13 protein-coding genes and 1 pseudogene are annotated in these 20,454 nt (G+C 47.4%); 12 read left to right on the top strand and 2 right to left on the bottom strand.

Translation table 11 applies throughout. The features are described 5' to 3' along the window. The first annotated feature begins 2 nt into the window (after positions 1 to 2). Complete coding sequence (locus CRG97_RS14920; protein WP_098744248.1) at positions 3 to 4,685, top strand: CBM96 family carbohydrate-binding protein; 4,683 nt, start codon at positions 3 to 5, stop codon at positions 4,683 to 4,685. Positions 4,686 to 4,855: 170 nt separating this feature from the next. Here CRG97_RS14920 and CRG97_RS14925 read toward each other — a convergent pair. Further along, positions 4,856 to 4,987 (bottom strand): annotated as a pseudogene (locus tag CRG97_RS14925) (transposase); the annotation flags it as partial. Positions 4,988 to 5,282: 295 nt separating this feature from the next. Between CRG97_RS14925 and yfmT the strand changes: the two are divergent. Both yfmT and CRG97_RS14935 read left to right on the top strand, forming a co-directional pair. Next, complete coding sequence (gene yfmT, locus CRG97_RS14930) at positions 5,283 to 6,737, top strand: benzaldehyde dehydrogenase (protein WP_098744251.1); 1,455 nt, start codon at positions 5,283 to 5,285, stop codon at positions 6,735 to 6,737. An 18-nt stretch (positions 6,738 to 6,755) separates the two neighbouring features. Further along, positions 6,756 to 7,625, top strand: coding sequence for a methyl-accepting chemotaxis protein (locus CRG97_RS14935; protein ID WP_098744254.1), 870 nt, complete (start codon positions 6,756 to 6,758; stop codon positions 7,623 to 7,625). Positions 7,626 to 7,788: 163 nt separating this feature from the next. Here the strand turns inward: CRG97_RS14935 and CRG97_RS14940 are convergent, their stop codons facing one another. Continuing rightward, complete coding sequence (locus CRG97_RS14940; RefSeq protein ID WP_237566407.1) at positions 7,789 to 8,736, bottom strand: ketopantoate reductase family protein; 948 nt, start codon at positions 8,734 to 8,736, stop codon at positions 7,789 to 7,791. A gap of 239 nt (positions 8,737 to 8,975) precedes the next feature. Here CRG97_RS14940 and CRG97_RS14945 point away from each other — a divergent pair, with 239 nt between their 5' ends. From CRG97_RS14945 to CRG97_RS14985, 9 genes are all read left to right on the top strand, one after another. Continuing rightward, the gene (locus CRG97_RS14945) at positions 8,976 to 9,548 is read left to right on the top strand and encodes a TetR/AcrR family transcriptional regulator (RefSeq protein WP_098744257.1); all 573 of its coding nucleotides are present in this window, start codon (positions 8,976 to 8,978) and stop codon (positions 9,546 to 9,548) included. Between the two features lie 100 nt (positions 9,549 to 9,648). Beyond that, positions 9,649 to 10,362 carry a response regulator transcription factor gene (locus tag CRG97_RS14950; RefSeq protein WP_098744259.1) on the top strand — a complete coding sequence of 238 codons (714 nt, stop codon included), beginning with the start codon at positions 9,649 to 9,651 and terminating at the stop codon, positions 10,360 to 10,362. Then, positions 10,359 to 11,510, top strand: coding sequence for a HAMP domain-containing sensor histidine kinase (locus CRG97_RS14955; RefSeq protein ID WP_098744262.1), 1,152 nt, complete (start codon positions 10,359 to 10,361; stop codon positions 11,508 to 11,510). Before CRG97_RS14950 ends, CRG97_RS14955 begins: the two co-directional genes overlap by 4 nt. Before the next feature lie 98 nt (positions 11,511 to 11,608). Beyond that, the gene (gene bahA, locus CRG97_RS14960; RefSeq protein WP_098744265.1) at positions 11,609 to 13,867 is read left to right on the top strand and encodes a bacitracin amidohydrolase BahA; all 2,259 of its coding nucleotides are present in this window, start codon (positions 11,609 to 11,611) and stop codon (positions 13,865 to 13,867) included. Positions 13,868 to 14,068: 201 nt separating this feature from the next. Then, positions 14,069 to 15,358 carry a class II aldolase/adducin family protein gene (locus CRG97_RS14965; RefSeq protein WP_098744268.1) on the top strand — a complete coding sequence of 430 codons (1,290 nt, stop codon included), beginning with the start codon at positions 14,069 to 14,071 and terminating at the stop codon, positions 15,356 to 15,358. A 227-nt stretch (positions 15,359 to 15,585) separates the two neighbouring features. Then, positions 15,586 to 16,071: a DUF6530 family protein gene (locus tag CRG97_RS14970; RefSeq protein ID WP_098744271.1), complete on the top strand. Its 486-nt coding sequence runs from the start codon at positions 15,586 to 15,588 to the stop codon at positions 16,069 to 16,071. A 73-nt stretch (positions 16,072 to 16,144) separates the two neighbouring features. Further along, on the top strand, positions 16,145 to 18,364 hold the full coding sequence (locus CRG97_RS14975; protein ID WP_098744274.1) for an AAA family ATPase: 2,220 nt from the start codon (positions 16,145 to 16,147) through the stop codon (positions 18,362 to 18,364). 240 nt (positions 18,365 to 18,604) lie between these two features. After that, entirely contained in the window at positions 18,605 to 19,759 is a 1,155-nt protein-coding gene (locus tag CRG97_RS14980; RefSeq protein ID WP_098744277.1) for an AI-2E family transporter, read from the top strand. 41 nt (positions 19,760 to 19,800) lie between these two features. Continuing rightward, complete coding sequence (locus tag CRG97_RS14985) at positions 19,801 to 20,367, top strand: NADAR family protein (RefSeq protein ID WP_098744280.1); 567 nt, start codon at positions 19,801 to 19,803, stop codon at positions 20,365 to 20,367. Positions 20,368 to 20,454: the final 87 nt, after the last annotated feature.

Genomic DNA, 20,454 nt, shown 5'->3' on the forward strand with positions numbered 1-20,454 from the left:
ATATGCTTGTTAACGAAAAAGATTGGGGTGAAATGATGTTCAATTCTAAACGATTAAAAGCAACCATAGGTCGGTTTTTAATAGGGGTACTACTGTTTGGGTATGTTTTGCCTTGGCAGGGTACTGCACCTATATTCGCTGCTGAACCAGCGGGCGGTCAAGCTAACGATTCGGAAGCCGTTCAATTGAGTCCGATCGAGGATACCTACGTGAATGCCGGTGGAAATGCGGCTAAAAATTACGGTTCCTCGAACCTGCTTCTAGTCAAAAATTACGATGCGGACAGCAATCTGAACAGGCAAGCGTATTTGAAATTTGATTTGAGTTCATATTCCGGCGAGCTTGGATCGGCCAAGTTAAAGGTGTATGCCGTCGATACCGAGAATTCGACCATTGGCGTTCAGGCCTACGGCATGGAGAATGATGCTTGGGAGGAAAATACGGTTACCTGGAACAATAAACCTGAAATTGATCATTATTTGGCTACGGTGAATGTAGGAAAAACGGCAAGCTGGCATGAATGGGATGTGACCAGCTTCATTAAAGAACAATTGGTTACAGACGGAGTAGCCAGCTTTGCGTTGGTAGAGCAGGCTGCGAAAGGTCATGCCGTTTCGATCAACAGCAAGGAAAACACGACTAACCGTCCTTATTTGGAAATCTCCGTCAACCGTACGAATGCAAACGCTCCGAGTTGGTCTGACGGCGGGATTGTCCATGTTTCGAACGTTACCGAGAACGGTATGATGCTGGAATGGTCTGCAGCGACCGACCCTGCTGGCGTGACAGGATACAAAGTATACCAAAATGGAGGCCTTATCGGGACGCTGAATGGCTCGACGACCTCTTATGAGGTAACCGGGCTTGCGGTCGGCAAGAAATATACGTTCAAAGTTGAAGCCGGGAATGCTCAAAATGAATGGAGCCATGACGGGCCATATATTACCGCGGAGACGCCGACAACGAAATTGATCCAGGTACGTCCGGGTAATGTATTTTCGGACGGCGAACCGATCCGTTTTAAAGTCCGAACGGCGAGACCAACCGTATCTTGGGCTGTTTATGATTATCAAGGTGCGCTCGCACAAGAGGGTATCGAGACTCCGGATCAAAATGAAGCCATATGGACAGTCCCTCATTCGAAGTATGGTTATTTTACGCTGCAGGTCAAAGCCGATTTGGCAGGAAGCGATCCCGTTTTAATCAAGACGCCATTTGCGGTGCTTGCACCCCAGGATGAAACCGGAAATGAGAACTCGCCGTTCGGTGTTTCGACGCATTTGCACCGTTTTCCGCAAGCCTTGACTGCCGATATCGTGAGCCTGATGAAGGAAGCCGGCATCGGACTGGTACGTGGCGGTTATGAGTGGAGAGGTATTGAAAAAGAGAAGGGGAATTATACGTTTACTCCTCAGCCTGACTACTATATGAACATGCTGGATAAGGACTACTTCGACTTCGTGTTCGTCTCGGGATATTCGAACCCCCATTACGACAATGACAGTACCCCGTATACGGATGCCGGGCGAGAAGGATTCGCCAATTACATGAAAGCTTACGCGGATCATTATCAAGGCCAGATGGATGCTGTCGAGGTTTACAATGAATTCTATGGCAGTTTTGGAGACCGCGGAAACGGACCAGCTGATTCAAAGCCTGAATATTATTATCCGCTATTAAAGAAAACGTATGAAACGCTTAAAGCAGCACATCCCGATTTACCCATCCTCGGAACATCGACTGCTGGAGATTTGAAGTGGATTGAAGACGTGCTTCAGCTTGGCGGGATGCCATACATGGACGGCTTCTCAATTCATCCTTATTTATATCCAGGCCCGCCGGAAGGCTATGAAAACCTGATCACGGGTGTGAAGGATTTGATCCGAAAGTATAACGATGGGAACTTAAAGCCGATTTGGATTAACGAAACAGGGTGGCCAACGCAATTGGATGCCCGGGGCGTAGATGAAAGGACGCAAGCGAATTATCTGCCCCGAGCCTATGTTGTTGCCTTGGGTAACGGCGTGGAGAAGGTCGTTTGGTACGATTTGATTAATGACGGGATTCAAAATATAAACGAGGACAATTTCGGTCTTTTACGGAACCCGAACGATAAGCTTGGGAGTCTAACGCCGAAACCCGCATATACCTCATTCGCAACCATGACCAGAATGCTGAATGGCGCTTCATTTGCAAGTCGCGATACCACGGACAGCGATATTCGAAGCTATGTCTTTGACAAGAATGGCAGTAATGTCCGAGCTATTTGGTCGACAAGCGCTTCATCGATTCCAGCCGTCATTCATACGACAGCTCCCATTCAGATCACGGATATGATGGGGAATACGGATACGTACCTCCCTTATAACGGCATCGTATTTGTAACGTTAACCAACGAACCGTTCTATGTCGTTGGGGAAGTGACCGGTATCGAGAAGGATTCGACGTTTGCTTTGATCGGGGAAGCCTCACAGGCAGGCGACACGATGTCGTTCGCCTTGGAAACCGATAACGCAATGTCTGAAGATTTTGATTTTAGCCTGAACGTGGAAGGACAGCTCTATCCGGTAACGACGCCAAGCGGGCAAAACACCGTACAAACCATTCAAGTTCCTAGCGGAAACGAGCCTGGCAGCCGTTTGGTAACGGGGATTTTGACGAAAGGTAATGACAAAATCGGTCTGCTTCGGAGTGCGGCTTCAACGCTTCCATCTTATGATGTTCAGGTTCGTCCCATCATGAATGAGCCGGCTATGAGTAAAGCGCTCATGGTTACAGTCAAGAATGAATCGAAGTCAAAGGCATTGCAGGTTAACAAAGTGGAATGGAGGTTCGGAACCCAATCCGGAACCGAAGCTCTGAACGTTTCAGTTCCGTCCGAATCTTCAAGCTCGGTAGAAATTCCGCTTACCGGCTTTAGCACAGGTGTTACCAGTTCAATTAAGGTGACGGTGTATATGGATGGTTTAGATCCATATACCTATGAGGGAACTGCCGAGTTTAATCCCGTTCCCCACAGACCCGTCACGGTGGATGGAACGCTTGATCCGGACACTGCGGATAGCTCTTCTACGATCAATCTGTCGAAAGGTACGGTAAAAATGACGGGATACCAAGGGGCAGGCGATTTAAGCGGAAATGTTTGGTTAAGCTATGATGCCGACCACTTATACCTTTCAGCGAAAATCAAAGATGATATCGAAGCATCTCCAGCCATGGGGGCCGATATTTGGAAAAATGACAGCATTCAGTTTGCGGTTGCGGACGGCCTTCCGGGAGAAAGCCCCTATTGGCACGAATTCGGAATCTCGCAAACCCCTGAAGGGCCGCAAATCTACAGATGGATTACGCCTCCGGGGGTGGAGAAGGGGCCGGTTAGGAGTGGAAGTCTGGCCATAAAAAGAGACGAAGATCAGAACGATACCATCTATGAATTATCGCTGCCGTGGTCGGAAATAGCGCCGATTAAGGCCGAAAGGAACGGGGTCGTCAGCTTTTCGATGCTTGTCAATGATAATGACGGAAACGGCAGGAAAGGGTTTATTGAATGGGGAGGGGGGATCGGAGACGGAAAGTTGTCTTCTAAGTTTCGCTCCATGCAATGGATGGTCGCGGAAGACGACATCCCGCCGAAAACGGTCGTTTCCCTGGAAGGGACGGAACGGAATGGCTGGTATGTAAGTGAAGTACAGGCAACACTTCATGTTACGGATGACGTATTCAAGGTAACTACGACGGTATACAGTCTGGACGAAGGAAAGACATGGCTGCCTTATACGGTACCCCTGACCTTTGATCAAGACGGTTCTTATAACCTCTCCTATCAATCGACAGACCATGCAGGGAATATGGAGGAGGTCCAAACGGTCACGTTCCGTATCGATAAAACCGCGCCAACAGCTTCGGTCAAATACAGTACTACAGATCCAACCAATCAGGATGTCGTTGCAACGATTACGCCGAGCGAACCGGTGAAGATTACGAACAATGAAGGAGCTGACAGACATACGTTTTCGGAAAACGGTAGCTTTACCTTTGAGTTCGCCGATGCTGCCGGTAACCCGGGGACGGTGACGGCGGAAGTCAACAATATTGTAGTGAGCGCTTCGGGGGTGCCGGGGAAACCGAAGCTGTCATCGGATAACGGTCATGATACGGGAATCAAGGATGGCAGCTACAACATCACGATGAGCATGTGGTGGGGGAATAACGGCACTAGTTACAAATTATATGAGAACGACATCCTGATTGACACGCAGATGCTGAAGGACGATTCGCCCCATGCCCAATCCGTCGTCACGTCCTTAACCAACAAGACGGACGGATCCTATGAATACGTTGCAGAGCTGACAAATGCTTACGGCACGACGCGGAGCGAAGTTCTGGTTGTACAAGTGAACGAAGCTTCGCCAAGCAAACCCGTTCTCTCACATGATAATTGGGACGGAGATGGAAGTTTCAAAGTCACGATGAACATGTGGTGGGGTACCAATGGATCGATGTACCGACTGTACGAGAACGACGTACTGATTGATACGCAGACACTCTCTGATCAGACGCCACAAGCGCAAACCGTGGTAACCGAAGTTCGCGATAAACCGGCAGGGACCTATGAATATCGCTGCGAGCTTGTTAACGAAGCCGGTATCACTTCTAGTAAGTCGATGACCGTGAAAGTGAATTAACGTCTGCTCGGATGAGTATCGAACGCAAATTAACCGGGCCGTCCCAAAAGTAGATTTTAGTTGCTTGACGTACGGCTCTCATAAACAGAAAGTGTGTCAAATAAAGCCATGGCGGTGCTCAGGATGTTATTCCCACACCGCTATGGCTTCTGTTTTGATCATTGGCTGTTTTCCCTTGCTTGCTGCTTGTAACGATGATACTTGAGGCTTACGGTGATTTCCCGCTCTCCCTGGGCTTTCGTACATGTTTTTTTGAGCGGACAACCTTCGCAGCTTTCGCTTCGATAGAGCCGCTTCCGTAAGAAACCGTTCCTTTCGTAAATGGTTTGGGTAGCACCTCCATTTTACCAAAGAACGGTTTCTTTGCATCTAAAAGTAAGCAATCTGCACGGAGCGTCTTCTAACAGCAAGAAGGGAGCCTCCCGCAAGATCTAAGATCTTTTGGGACACCCCCGTTATTATTCTGCACTTATATAGCGTATAGACTCCTTTGCCCTGGAAGAGAGAAGAGGTCAAAGAAAATTCACTTAACAATTACCTGTATTTAGTCGATAATTATATTGATCAGTTGGAATTATTCGACACAGGAGGGTTCATATGGATTACTCAAAATTAGGAAAACAATTCATAGGCGGGGAATGGCGAGACGGTAAGAGCGGTAAAGCGCTGCCTGACATCAATCCATACAATGATGAGGTCATTACTGCTTTTCAAATCGCAAACGTTGCAGACATTGATGATGCATATCAGGCTGCCTATCAAGCTAAGCTGGAATGGGACAAAGTTAATGCTTACCAGAAACGAGACATTCTTGAAAATGCTGTTAAATATATTGAATCGCATGAGGAAGACATTTCCTCCATTATTGTTCAGGAGCTGGGCGGAACGCGTCTGAAGGCGGCGTTCGAGATCGGTCTTGTGAAGAATATGATTAAGGAAGCGGCAACGTTCCCCCTTAGAATGGAGGGAAAGATTCTACCTTCCACAGAGGATGGCAAGGAGAACCGCCTGTATCGGATCCCGGCTGGCGTGGTTGGGGTTATCAGTCCATTTAACTTTCCTTTTTTCTTGTCCATGAAGTCCGTCGCCCCGGCATTGGGTGCGGGCAACGGTGTCGTGCTGAAGCCGCATGAGGATTCGCCGATTACGGGCGGAACCCTGATCGGGAAGATTTTCGAAGAAGCAGGCGTACCGAAGGGCTTGTTGAATGTGGTGGTGACAGATATTAATGAGATTGGCGATGCGTTCGTAGAGCATCCGATTCCGAGAATCATTTCGTTCACCGGTTCGACCAAGGTCGGAAGCCATATTGGTCAATTGGCTGTCAAGCACTTCAAGAAGCCGCTGCTGGAGCTCGGCGGGAACAGCGCATTCATTATCCTGGAAGATGCTGATATCGATTACGCGGTACAAGCGGCGACATTCAGCAGATTCACACATCAAGGCCAGATCTGTATGTCAGCCAACCGGATTCTTGTACAGAAGTCGATCTATCAGGAGTTTGTAGATAAATACAAAGAGAAGATTTCTACCCTGACAACAGGGGATCCGAGCGATCCGCAGACCATTATCGGACCCGTCATCAACCATCGGCAGGCAGAGACACTGCAGAAGCTGATTGAGAAGGGCATTGAGCAAGGTGCAATTCCATTAGTGCGAGGTAATATCACCGGCAGAATGGTGGAGCCTACCGTCCTTGTCAATGTCAAACCGGATATGGAGGTAGCACAAGAAGAGCTGTTCGGCCCGGTTGTGTGCATCATCCCGTTTGAAACGGAAGAGGAAGGCATTGCAATTGCCAACGATACACGGTTTGGGCTCAGCGGTGCTATTCACACCGGAAATCTTGAACGTGGGGTAGAATTGGCGAAGAAGGTCCATACAGGCATGATCCATGTGAATGATGTCACAATTAACGACGAACCGATTGTAGCATTTGGCGGTGAGAAGCAGTCGGGGTTGGGTCGTCTGAATGGGCAATGGAGCCTGGATGAATTTACGACCATGAAGTGGATTTCGGTTCATTACGGACAAAGGAAATTCCCGTATTAAGGGTTGGGGGAGATAGGCATGAATAATGTGACTGAAGAGCAAACACAGCATGAGCTGATCAGTGCCTTTGTAAAGGTAGCTCCATTGCTGAAAAGTCTAACGAATGATGATATCACGATTGGCATTTATGATACGGAGAAACTTATCATTAATATTCCGGGCAAAACCTTCTCGCTGAATGTGAGCCCGGGGGACCCGCTTGTTGAGGGCGATATTGTCACCAATGCGATTCGGAATAATACAGCTTTATCGGCTGTCGTTCCGAAAGAGCTGTTTGGATTTCCGCTGGCTGCACGCGCGATCCCGCTGCACGACGAACAGGGCAGGGTTATCGGCGGCGTAGGCATGGGGACAAGTCTCGAAAAAGCGAATGCGCTGTTTGAGATGGCCGAGAGTTTTTCGGCAATTGTCGAACAGACCACCACATCCATTGGAGATATCAGCCAATCGATTGCTCACCTTACCGAACGTGTGACCGACGTAACGAACCAAATGACGGACGTCAGTTCCAGTGCGCAGCAGATTGGGAAGATTTCCAGCGTTGTTAAGGAGATTTCGGATCAGAGCAACATGTTAGGCCTTAATGCTTCTATCGAAGCGGCAAGAGCGGGGGAAGTCGGAAGGGGCTTCTCGGTTGTTGCCGATGAGATTCGGAAGCTGGCGACAAGCTCCAAAGAGAATGTGGACCAGATTAATGGTATCACAAAGAATATTCAGGAATTTTTGCAGCGGTTAAATCATGCTTTTTCCGATATCCACACCCTAACCGATACCCAGTCAAGGGCGATTCAGGAATTCTCTACAACGATCCATGAGATTAGTATCAAAGCTGAGGAGCTAGCGCAGGTTGCTGAAGAAAGCCTGCATGCAAAAGAAAACAAGCAATAGAAACTCTCGATACATATGTACATATCGACATGGTTGGCCGCATATCATTTTGCGGCCTTTTTCTTTTGACGAGTTCATAAAATCTCTGCTCGTTGGTTGAGCAGAGATTTTTAATGAACATCGTTTCTTATCTGGCTAAGTTATAGATCAATAAAGCCATCATCTATGATCTACGCATAGGTGGGGAATAATGTTGAAGCTCATCCCAATGAGGTGTCGCTATGTTCGCGCGTATCTTCAAATGATCAAAAGCTTGCTGTAAAGCAGTCATCTCGTTTGCTGACACAGCCTTATCACTTAACAGGATTCTGCCAATCGGGGTTGATAGCATTATCTTCAACAGGATGTAGAACAGCTTCCTTTTTTTACGGGCGAATTGCTTTTGAGCGGCAGGCGTAACCGTAAAGCCGTTTTTCTCCAATACTTGATGCCCCTCATCTACAGCATGGATGACAAGATTAAGAAGCTTCTTATCTTTTGCGGCTCTGCGCAAATTCCCGTTATATGAAGAAGCAATGGAATTCAAAGGCAAGATGATAACAAAATGACTTTTCAGCCACTCATCCATATTTTTATGGTAAGTCCATTTATATTTGGTGTTAGCCAAAGCCTGATCGATCACAGAACGCCATGACAGATCCTCTCCTAAACCACCGATCGTTATTTTGGTTCTTGGGCTGCGCACGCTAATGACAAGGCCATTCTCTCTCCAGCCAGCGATCGTCTGAAAAGCGAAAGCAACCTTTTTCGTTACCGGACTATGGGTTTGCAAATACTTCTCCATTTTCTCAGGACTTGCATTGTTGCCCATTATAACGATATGGCTGCTATGATTCGCCGCAAGGGCAGGCAATACCGCCTCGAAATCCGGATATTTCATCACAACAAAAATAAGATCATAAACATCGTCCGGCTGTAGTTCACGGATTACCCTTACGTTATTAACCGTTGTGTGGAACTGAAAATAATGCCGAATGACATTGCCGTTCTTCACCAACTCCTCTGCTCGTCGTCCTCTGGCCAGCATCGTGACGTTGTGTCCTCCACGCACCATCTCGTGGGCTAAATAACTGCCCAAAACCCCTGCGCCGTAAACCAATATTCTCATCATCGTGGGTCCCTCCATTTTGGGTTAAACGATTGGATCTAACCGTGTTTTTTCAAACGCTATGTTTGTCTTCAACATAGTTTTTAAATAATTGGACTGATATTTAAAAACTACAGCTTGATTCTATATGGGTATCAACCGGGATGTCAATAAGTTTTTAAATAATGAGTGTTTGATTTAAAAACTATCCAAGTTATGTTAAACTACTTGTACTGATAAACACGGGAAGTGAGTGAAGGCTGATGAATAAATTCGAAATCAGAACGCAGCAAAAAAAGAATGCCATCATTCATGCGGCTTTAAAGCTTTTTAAAGAAAAAGGCTTCATCCAAGTCAGCATTAAGGACATTGCCGAGGAATCCGGCGTATCGTCTGTATCGCTGTATAACTACTTCGGCAGCAAAGAAGGAGTGGTCAAGGAATGCGCGAATGTTCTGATGCAAAATACCATCCATATGGCCAAGGAGCTGTTGAAACAAAATATCGAGCTTAAAGACAAGCTATCCCAAGTGCTGGAGATCTGTGCTGACCAAGACTATCAATTGCTGGGTACACCGGGAGCCGTTGAGGATCAGGTGCTAGCGAGCTTATATAGTGAAAACACCAATAAAATTAGAATTGAGCTTATTCAGGAATTTATTGAGCTGGGGAAGAAGGAAGGGGCGATTCATTCTTCTGTTTCTCTGGAGACCCTTTTGGAATTATTAAGTGCCGTCGGGACGCTCCAAGCTTCCTGGGCAAGAGCCGGGAATTATAAAAATAAGATGGCTGAACTTAACCAGCTTCTCTTGTTTGGTTTTATTGGACGCCAATAAAATCAAGTTTAAAATGACCTCCGACGATCCATGTGGGGGGCCAAAAAAGGAAATCAGCCCCCCAAGGAGAACCATATATTACTTGGAGGAGGATGCTTGCATGCCTAAAACGATACTTGTGGTCGATGATGATCCGGATATTATCGACATGCTTAAACTCTATCTGGACGCAGAAGGATATAAGACGCTGGAAGCTTTCGACGGGAAAGCAGCCCTAGAGCATCTACGAAGCAAGCATGTAGATCTCGCGCTCTTCGATATCATGATGCCGTTCATCGATGGATTCCAGCTGCTCCGTATGATGCGGCAGGATTACAAAATTCCGGTCATTCTCATTTCGGCCAAAAATCAGGAACTTGATAAAATAACCGGTCTTAAGCTGGGGGCAGACGATTATGTGTCCAAACCGTTCAGTCCGCTCGAAGTGATGGCGAGAATTCAGGCCCAGTTAAGACGTTCTTATGAGTTTAATGAGCCGTCGAAAGCTCCGCCGTTATCCGAAACTTGCATTGGGGACTTGCTGCTGGATCACCGCGAATGCATGCTGTACATCAAGGGAACGCCGATTTCGCTGAGTGCGATCGAGTACAAATTATTAAAGCTGCTAATGGGGGAGCCGGGGCGCGTATTTACGAAAAAGCAAATTTTTGAACAAGCCTGGGACGAGCATTATCTGGCTGACGATAACGCCATTATGGTGCAGATCAGCAGGCTGCGCGATAAAATCGAGGCTTATCCAAGGAAACCTGTTTATATCAAAACCATTCGCGGGCTCGGTTACCGGTTTGCGAAGAAAGATGAGTTACAGCCATGAAATCTCCTAATCGCCTGCAGCGTTCGCTGATTCGCCAATATATTTTTTTCTTTGTTACGATTGCACTTATTGCCGCGTTTTCGCTATTTGTATTAAATGCGTTGATCATGGATTATTTTATGGAGGCTACCGGACCGGTCAAGACGGAGGCTGGAGTCATAGGCAGTCCAACAGCCGTGCCAGGCATGGACAGCGATCAGCATGAGAGAGTATTTTATAGAATGGCCTTCCAAGCCCTGCTGCTCTTTCTCGCATTGTTTGCAATTACCGTATATGTCTTCGGAAGATGGACGGCTTCCCGGCTCACGACTCCGCTTCGATCGATTGCGGACGGCATCCGAAACATCGCTCGCGGGCACTACCACCAAAGATTAAATTTCCGAGCGAGTTATGAACTGGCGCAAATCCAGGACGATTTCAATGATATGGCGGAGCGGCTTGAACGGATGGAGAAGGAAAATCGGGAGCTTGCAGAGAGCAAGCAGCGAATGCTGATCGACATTTCCCATGACCTGAAGACTCCGATGACCACCATTCAGGGCTATATTGAAGCGATGGAAGTGGGGCTCGTCGATTCGGAAGAGAGAAGGCAAAAAATCCTGCGTTTGATTTCCGACAAAGCCGGTCTGATGTCGGAGTTGATCGACGGTATCTTCGAGCTGTCCAAGCTGGATAGTCCCGACTATCCTTTTGCCGTTGAGGCATCCGACATTACAGAATTCACAAGGGAAATTGCAGCCGAGTATTACGGGGTGTTCGAAGAACAGAATTTTCATTTCCATTACGATATTCCCGATCGTGAAATCATCGTACCATTCAACGCGACCTGGTTATATCGGGCGGTTTCCAATATCCTGTCCAATGCAATCCAATACAACCCGCCCGGTACAACTGTTGAATTGAAATTGGCAGCGACGGGGAAAGGTGTCGAAATTCACATTACAGATGATGGCATCGGAATCCCGGATGTCATCAAGGAAAAGGTCTTCGATGCCTTTGTCCGGGGAGACCAAGCCCGAAAAAGCGATGGGGGTACGGGTCTAGGGCTTGCCATTGCCAAACAAGTGGTAGAAAAACATGGGGGTAACATCACGCTGACCACGAACGGGCAAACGAAATTCATTCTTTTTATTCCTACGGAATTGTAAGATTACTGAAAGATTCAGGAAAGCGAAGCGAAAGAGTTATCCGGTAACCTCATAAGTAGAACCAATAACGATATGGGTATACAGGAGGACTGGAGAGATTGGAAATACAAAAAGAGAAAGAAACAGAGAAGGGCGTTACCTTTTTTCGAAGAATAATGGCAACCCGGAAGCGCCGGGGGAGGTTATCCCCTGGATGGAAGGGTGCGTCACTTGGGCTTGGCGCCATCGCCTTTATCCTGATTCTGATACAGGCCAATTATCTATTGACGGGGCATGGTTTCGGTAAATTCATCGTAGGTACATTTCTGTTTGTCTTAGCGGCAGCGCTTATAAGCGGCCTGGCTGCATTATTGCTGCACGGGGTCAAAAAACTGCCAAGCCGTTATATTTGGATATTGCTGTGCTCCCCCATCATGCTTTTGTTCTGTTTCATGGGGCCGCTGGAAGTATCGGTAGTTTTCATCGTGTTGTTTGCCGTTGTTTTTTCTTTGTTTGGTGCATTGGTTTATAAATTTGCAACAGGAAGTTACAAGCAAGCGTCCAAAACTAGGAAAATCGGCGCCATGGCCTGTTTGTCCCTGATCACTGTCGTGATTGGAGCCGGCAGCTTTTGGTTGATTCGGGCCGGGGATGAAGCCGCTCCGGACGTGACCTTGAAACAGCTGAAAACTTCAGCCCGATATGATGGCACGGCGATGAAAAACCCTGCTGAACAAGGCGAGTATCCAGTCAAAAGCCTGTTATACGGAAGCCCCGACAACTACAGGAAAGAGTTTAACCAAAGCGGTTCCCTAACCACTCAAACGGTGAATGCGTCCAAGTTTGTTGAGAAATGGTCGTCCTTGCGTACGAAGTCGCTTGGATTTGGACCCGAGGACATGCCGTTAAACGGTAAAGTGTGGTATCCCGAAGGGGAGGGTGCCTTTCCGCTTGTTTTGATCGTACATGGTAATCACTTAATGAATGATTATTCCGATCCGGGTTATGAATATCTCGGCAGGCTGCTGGCGAGCAAAGGGTATATTTTTGTCTCTGTGGATGAAAATTTCCTGAATGTCTCCCCATACGAGGATATGTTCCTGATTAGCCCGCTGCTGAGTGAAAATCCGGCAAGGGGTTTGCTGCTGCTAGAGCATTTGCAAACCTGGAAGGGATGGAACAGCGATCCGGACCATCCGTTTTATCAAAAGGTCGATATGGAACGAATCGCCCTCATCGGGCATTCCCGAGGCGGCGAAGCGGTCGCGATCGCGGCAGCCTATAACAAGCTTGGCCGTCATCCGGACCATGGCGATATCAAGTTTGATTATAACTTTTCGATCCGCTCTCTCATTTCCATTGCGGGAACGGACGGGTTTTATAAGCCCCAAGGTAAACTTCTACCGCTGCAAGACGTGAATTATCTAGCTTTGCATGGAGCTCATGATATGGATGTCAACAGCTTGAACGGTGCGAAGCAATATCACCGGATTCGTTATACCAAGGGCACAAATTACATGAAATCACTGGTCTATATTTATGGAGCCAACCATGGCCAGTTTAACGGAGGCTGGGGCAGAGGGGATATGGCAGGCTTGGGGAACCAACTGTTTAACCTACGTCAAATCATGCCGCGGGATGAACAGGAAACCATTGCAAAAGTGCTCATATCTTCGTTTCTGGATGCCACGCTGAAGGACCAAAGGCAATACCGGGAGGTGTTCAGAGATTTGGGTTATGCCAAAGAATGGCTCCCCGATACGCTGTACATCAACAATTATAACGATTCGCAAACGATTGTACTGGCGGATTATGAGGAAGACGTTGATTTGCAGAGCACCACAATTCCCGGCGGCATCCTGATGGGCGAGAACCTCCAGCAATGGAAGGAGGAAAAGGTGAAGGTTAAAATGGGCGAAGCAGAATACAGCGCCGTTCGCTTAGGCTGGAATTCGGAAGGCCCGCCTGGGCCCGCATCCTATACGGTTACTTTGCCGGACCACGGGGTGAGAACAGGGCAGGAAAGTTCGATCGTATTTTCGCTGGCTGATGCACGCAAAACAGAGGAAATCGGCGACCCGAAAGAGCTTATCAATTTAACGATTACCGTGGAAGACAAACATGGACATCAGGCAAGCCTTCCCCTTAGCCATCGATCCAAAGTGCCGCCCGTCATCGAGGGTAAACTGCTGAAATGGCCGTTTTCGAATGCAGGGAAGACTTCGGAACCCGTATTTCAAAGCTATGATTTCCCGTTAGACGATTATTACAAAATAAAACCCGACTTCAACCCGCAGCAGTTGAGCAAGATTCGTATTGAGTTCAACCTGACCAAGCGTGGAACCATTCTGCTTCGTGATATTGGCATTCGATCATAAAAGGTAAAAAAGTCGCCACTTAGGCGACTTTTCGTATTAGTACGCCAATTATGAACAATCTGGTGCAGAGCTGATGATACGAATCCTAATTTTCTACTTGTTATGTATTTGCCACAATCTTGATCGCTTATCAATAGGAAAAACAGTATAATAAAAATAAACAAAACTAAACAAACACAATCGGATAAGGCGGTGGTAGGAATGAATCAGGAGTTTTTGCATCCGGCAGATTTGCTCCTTCAATTTATCAATCGTATTTACAACCATGGCATGACGACCACGTCCGGGGGCAATCTGTCTATCAAGGGCCAGAACGGAGATATTTGGATCACACCGGCCGGGGTGGACAAAGGCTCATTAACCCGGATGGATATGGTATGCGTGAAGGAGAACGGCACGGTCCTGGGAATTCACAAGCCGTCCAGCGAGTTTCCGTTTCACAGGCTTATCTATCAAGCTCGTCCGGACTTGAAAGCGATCATTCACGCACATCCGCCCGCACTGGTTTCGTTCAGCATTGTCCGGCGCATTCCGGATACCAGGCTGCTTCCGAACGAACGGCAGATCTGCGGCGAGATCGGGATCGCGCCTTATTCCCTGCCTGGAAGCGAGCAGCTCGGGGAGAACATTGCGGCTGTATTCAAGCGCGGGATCGACACGGTCATGCTGGAGAACCATGGCGTTGTGGTCGGAGCTGGAGACCTTTCTCAAGCGTTTAACCGATTTGAAACCCTGGACTTCTGTGCGCGGCTGGAGATCGAGGCGCGTCGCATCGGAAATCCCATCCTGCTGACCGATGAGGATTACGATACTGTCCGTAACAAAAGCACGCAGCAGCTGGATACGTATATCTATGACACCTGCACGTCGGAGGAAAAAGAAATTCGCCGCGATATGTGCGCACTAATGCGGCGTGCGTATAAACAAGGATTGTTCACAAGCACGCAGGGCACCTTTTCCCATCGATTGTTTGGAAATGATTTTGTTATCACACCCTACGGTAAAGACCGCAACGATCTGAAACCGGGTGACCTGGTCCGTATAGAGAACGGCAAAGCTGAGGCTGGCAAACAGCCAAGCAAGTCTGTCTTTCTCCATGAAGCGATCTACAAAATGCAGCCGCATGTCCATTCGGTCATTATCGCGCATCCTCCCAACATTATGGCATTTGCCGTAACCGATACCGCTTTCGATTCAAGAACGATTCCAGAGAGTTATATCTTGCTTCGCGGAATGCCAAAGCTTCCCTTTCATGCGGTTTACAACGAGCCTGAGCGTACCGCTTCGCTGTTTAAAGCGAATACGCCGATTGCCATCGTGAATAATAATTGTGTCATTGTTGCCGGTCAGAGTCTGCTTAACGCGTTTGACCGATTGGAAGTTGCCGAGTACAGCGCCAAGTCCATTCTGTCGGCAAGAACGCTCGGCAATGTCATACACATCGATGACGACCGGATTCGCGAGCTTGAAGCAGCGTTTAATCTGGAGTAGGAAGTTCATTGGAATACCTCAGCTGTACCAAGGCTGTCGCGGTAATAGAGCGGCAGCCTTTTGTTTGTTCTGGCATCGACGAATCGGCCACTGTGTGAATATATTCCTTTCCAGAGTGTTATTCAATTGAAGCTTGGCAAACCATTCTTTACAACAATATTAAAATTGTCTATTATATAAATAGATCTAAACACAAATCGTTTGTTATTTAGGAAAGAGGAGAAGCCATGAAAATACCTACTTCTACAAATCATAAACCCGTGATTGTGTCGGATAACTATGGAAAAGTGGATGGACGATTTGCATCTAAGACAGACGTAGGAGCTCTATCTTTGGGATTGACCGAGCAGAACGAGGATGGTAGGGCGCATATTGCCGCCAAGATATGGAGAGCTGCAGAGGAACAAGGGACCAGTCCATCGGATGAGTTACCCATTCATCGAATTCTAGATTTATCTATTCTCATTTGCAGTGCCCTGACACATTTTAGCGAAGCCTATAGATTTGAACATTTATATGACCCACAAAATCCTATGATCGATCGGATCGGAATGCAGGGGAACGCCATGACGGTGGCTGTTTGCACGGATAATGAACAGATTCAGGAGGATATCAAGCTGTTCAACGAGGCATTGAGCGATAACGGTGAGATGATTGGAGAACGTCTGCGCACTTTAACGAGAATGCTAGAAGAATTGGGTTATGTACGATGAGAAAGTCGCCGAACGGGGAGTTACGAGGCTTTTCCTGCGTTCAGTGTTAACGAGAGTTTGGAGGTGAGCAGTCATGAAAGACCAGAATGACAATGAATCTAACGTGCTGTCTCCTGGGAGAGCATTAACTGAGGAAGAAAAGAGCCTTGTCTGGAAAAAACCATTAACGCATAAAGTAAGCGAGGAAGAACGGCGAATCACGAATGAAATCAAGCGTAATTGGCATCGCGGCGAGATGAAAATCGCCAATATTCTATTGGAGGGAGATGCCGGCTCCGGAAAAACGCAGCTCGCCAAGGCGTTGTCCGCAAACTTCAGGTTACCCTATACTAAAGTAACTTGTTTTGCCGATATGGATAAATCGGATATTCTCGGAGCCATTTTGCCGGTTATTTCATCTGATCGAATGAAGCAGTTGGAAGCTGCGGACCAAGCGGCCTTGAGAGCATTATACGAAAGCGACGGCTTTCGAAGCTCGACGGAGATTTTAATGGAGGCGCTGGGGATTACGCAAGAGATGGCTTCCGCAAAGATGAAGCAATTATTGAAGCTGGCCGCGAATAACGCTCAGGATGGAGCTGTAGAGTATCGATTTTACGCTTCCGAGATCGTCAGAGCTTTTCAAAAGGGCTATCTGCTGGAAATACAGGAACCGAACGTGATTCGGGACGCTGGCGTATTGATGGCATTGAATTCCGCATTGGAGCCGAGCGGCAGTCTTAATCTCCCAACGGAGATCGTGCACCGGCATCCGGATTCCATAGCGGTGATCACGGCAAACCGCAGTTATGCGGGATCGAGGCCGCTTAACGAGGCATTGCGTGACCGGGTTCAGCATACGGAGAAGATGGACCTGCCGACCAAAGAGATCATGATGGAGCGGGCAATGGCCAAAACCGGTTATCGGAACGATGAAATGCTGGACGTACTGGCAAGAGTCATTATCCTATTGGATAAAACAGCCCGAGCTAATGCCATTAAAGGCGTGTCTGGCATGCGTTCTTATTTCTATTGGGTGGATGCCGTTGCTCAAGGTGCTTCTGTGAGGGAATCCCTTTATCATAAAGTGATCTACAAGATAACAACCGATTCGGAAGAGATCAAACTGCTGGAAGATGCGCTGGAAGGCGAAGGCTTAATGGATATGTTAGAGGAAGTCCCGCTTGAAATGAATAATAAACGAAATGCAGAGGCAGTGGAGATCACGACCTGGGACAGCGATATCGACCTGGATTTTATTCCTGATGGGCAGGCTGGGGAAGAAGGTATCCGGTTAAAAAAGTCCGCTGAAAGCGAAGGCAGCACATCCTTTCCTTTGGATGAGTCAGCGGATATGGAGAGTACGGATTCGGGGGAGGACGGATCACCGCAATATCACCAGGCCAATCCCGAACCCATGACGGAGGAGGAGAAACAGAAGGAGCGGGACTTCCGCAAAAAGCTGAATCAAGTCTCCAGATCCATCGTGTCCGATTCGATTCATCAGGCTGTTAAGCTGATCGTTCATCGTCCTGAATACGACCCGATCCAGCAGGAGGAATATTGGAGTCTGAGTAAGGGGCTTATGCCCATCGTGCGGGAAATCGCCAGACAGACGCTGCCGCTATTGGAGCACGAGATAACCGCAGAATTTGCCAAAAACCATTACTACGGTTCTAAATTTCAGGCAGACAGTGTGGCCTACCGCGATTTCAGGTATTTTGCCAAGAAGCGTCCTCCGACGGAATCCCCTGGTCTTGTGGTCGGTTTGAGGGTGGATGAATCCGCATCGATGGCTGCTTTCGGAAGATTGGAGGCGGCCAAGCGGGCGGTCATCGCAGTCTATGAATTCTGTCAAATTTGCCATATTCCTGTTTTAATTTATGGGGATACTGCGGATGTTTCCCGTTTGGAGCAGATGGCCATCTTCGCTTATGCCGATTACAATCAACCGGATGTCCGTGATCGGTTCAGGCTAATGGGGATCCGAGCCAGAAGTAATAATCGGGATGGTATGGCTTTAAGAATTATGGCGGAACGGTTAGCAACTTCACCGAAGCAAACCAAGCTGTTGATCAGCATCAGCGACGGGCAACCTAAAGCCATGGAAGACTATACCGGAAGTCTGGCCATTCAGGACATGCAGCAGACTCTATCTGAATACGAAAGAAAAGGAGTCAAATTTCTGGCGGCAGCCATCGGTCAAGACAAGGATGTCATTAGTCAGATCTATGGTGCCGAGAGGTTTTTGGATATTACCAACCTGAATGAGCTGCCAGCAAAATTGGTGCGCATTATTTCTCGGTACTTGTAATATAACAACACTGAACAGCTTCAGCCTGCGTGTCTTCATGACATGCGGGCTTGTTCTATTAATATCAGTAAATACCTGAACATATCTTCTAGTTGGTACTTGGTAAACTGGACATGTGCCCCGTTCAAACATTATAGTTAAAAGAATGAAGATGGCATTTTTGGCGGATTTTTTCGGTGTCGTGAATCGATGCCCAGCTTTACATCTTGAATATGTATACATAAGTAAGGGAGGACATGTATGGAGCAACCCCGTATTTGGCCGGATCGGTTCAAGCGCTTTTTCTTGAACAATAAGTTTGTGCTTCTTTTGCTTGTTCTGTTGCTGGTTGGACTCAACGTGTTGGTTATAAGCAAGATTTCGTTTGTGCTGCATCCGCTCGCCGTGTTACTCAAGACAATCGTTTTACCGATCATTTTATCAGGGATCCTCTATTATTTGCTGAACCCCCTGGTGGATTTGATGGAGAAAAGGAAAATCAAGCGCGGATGGTCCATCCTGATCCTATATCTGGTTATTGCCGGTATTCTAACGATCGTGGTGCTCGCGGTCATTCCGGTGCTGCGCAACCAGATTATGGGACTGATTGACAATTTCCCGACATATAGCGAGAAGGTTAGACAGCAGTTTGAAGATCTAACGGGCAGCGAGTTGTATAATCAGATCCAAGAAACAATGAACATTAATTCCCAAGAGTGGTGGACAACCGTCACGCAGAAAGCAACGGAAATTCTGAACCATACGTGGAGCAGAGTGGGCGGGTTCCTGGGTGCTTTTACGGAGATTGTGTTATCGATCGTGACCGTACCTTTTGTGCTGTTTTATATGCTGAAAGATGGCAAAAAGCTCCCTCAGAAAATATTGTCTTTCCTGCCGACGAAGAGTCGTTCCGGAATTTTGCATGTGCTTCAGGATATCAATCATCAGATCAGCTCGTTTATCCGCGGGCAGATTATTGTGAGCTTCTGTATTGGGATTCTGCTCTATATCGGTTATATGATCATCGGTCTGGATTACGCGTTGATTCTGGCGATTATTGCATCGTTCACCAGCGTGGTGCCCTATCTGGGCCCCGCAATTGCGATTACACCTGCCCTAATTGTGGCTCTGGTTACTTCTCCGGTCATGCTGCTGAAGATGGTAGCGGTATGGACGATCGTACAATTAATCGAAGGGAAATTCATCTCACCGCAAATCATGGGCAAAACGCTTAAGATTCACCCCATTACGATTATCTTCGTCATACTGACGGCCGGTAATCTGTTCGGTGTGGTTGGCATTCTGTTAGCCGTTCCTGGCTATGCGGTTCTCAAGGTGTGTGTATCCCATATCTTCGAATGGTTCAAGGACACATCGGGCATGTACTATCCTCCGAATAGCAACACACTGAAATAGTCTTTTGGACTGTCTCATCAATAGAATCAGGAGGTGTTCACTTGATATACAGCATCCAAGATTTACAAAAGACCTATCTGGCCGGGGGGAAACGGAAGTTTCTGTTTTTCTGGGGTCATACGCCTCCAGCCGACGGCAGCGTCAATAACAGCTGCTTCAGTCAGTGGTGGAAATGCACCTTTGTAATAGATGGCGTATCTTATAACTGTACTGAGCAATATATGATGGCAGAAAAAGCACGGCTGTTTGGCGATCATAAGATGCTGGAAGCGATTATGAAGGCTAAACATCCCAAAGAGATGAAAGCATTCGGTCGTGCTGTCCAATCCTTTGATAACGAGGTTTGGGAGCGCCATTGCTATGACATTGTGAAGCGCGGGAATTTGGCTAAGTTCGAGCAGAACCCGGAATTAAGGTTGTATATAAGCACAACGAAAAATCGGATTTTGGTCGAAGCAAGTCCTGTTGATCGGATATGGGGAATCGGCTTGGCGAAGGATGATCCGAACGCTGACAATCCCATGAAATGGCGTGGAACGAATCTGCTTGGTTTTGCACTGACAGAAGTTCGTGATCGATTACAAGAACAAGGAAGTCATACGGACTGATTCATGAAGGATGTAATCTTTGAAGGCCCATGCTTCACTCTGAAACGTCGATTCATTGCAAAAAAGAATCCGAATTAATATAATGGA

This window comes from Paenibacillus sp. EZ-K15, from assembly GCF_002573715.1.
In the GTDB taxonomy this organism is placed as follows: Bacteria; Bacillota; Bacilli; order Paenibacillales; family Paenibacillaceae; genus Paenibacillus_AQ.

Excerpts from the sequence above, each read along its gene's own strand:
- CRG97_RS14965 (WP_098744268.1), top strand. The coding sequence starts at position 14,069 with ATGAATCAGGAGTTTTTGCATCCGGCAGATTTGCTCCTTCAATTTATC.
- CRG97_RS14975 (WP_098744274.1), top strand. The coding sequence starts at position 16,145 with ATGAAAGACCAGAATGACAATGAATCTAACGTGCTGTCTCCTGGGAGA.
- yfmT (WP_098744251.1), top strand. The coding sequence starts at position 5,283 with ATGGATTACTCAAAATTAGGAAAACAATTCATAGGCGGGGAATGGCGA.
- CRG97_RS14950 (WP_098744259.1), top strand. The coding sequence starts at position 9,649 with ATGCCTAAAACGATACTTGTGGTCGATGATGATCCGGATATTATCGAC.
- CRG97_RS14970 (WP_098744271.1), top strand. The coding sequence starts at position 15,586 with ATGAAAATACCTACTTCTACAAATCATAAACCCGTGATTGTGTCGGAT.
- CRG97_RS14955 (WP_098744262.1), top strand. The coding sequence starts at position 10,359 with ATGAAATCTCCTAATCGCCTGCAGCGTTCGCTGATTCGCCAATATATT.
- CRG97_RS14945 (WP_098744257.1), top strand. The coding sequence starts at position 8,976 with ATGAATAAATTCGAAATCAGAACGCAGCAAAAAAAGAATGCCATCATT.
- CRG97_RS14940 (WP_237566407.1), bottom strand. The coding sequence starts at position 8,736 with ATGATGAGAATATTGGTTTACGGCGCAGGGGTTTTGGGCAGTTATTTA.
- CRG97_RS14980 (WP_098744277.1), top strand. The coding sequence starts at position 18,605 with ATGGAGCAACCCCGTATTTGGCCGGATCGGTTCAAGCGCTTTTTCTTG.
- CRG97_RS14920 (WP_098744248.1), top strand. The coding sequence starts at position 3 with ATGCTTGTTAACGAAAAAGATTGGGGTGAAATGATGTTCAATTCTAAA.
- CRG97_RS14935 (WP_098744254.1), top strand. The coding sequence starts at position 6,756 with ATGAATAATGTGACTGAAGAGCAAACACAGCATGAGCTGATCAGTGCC.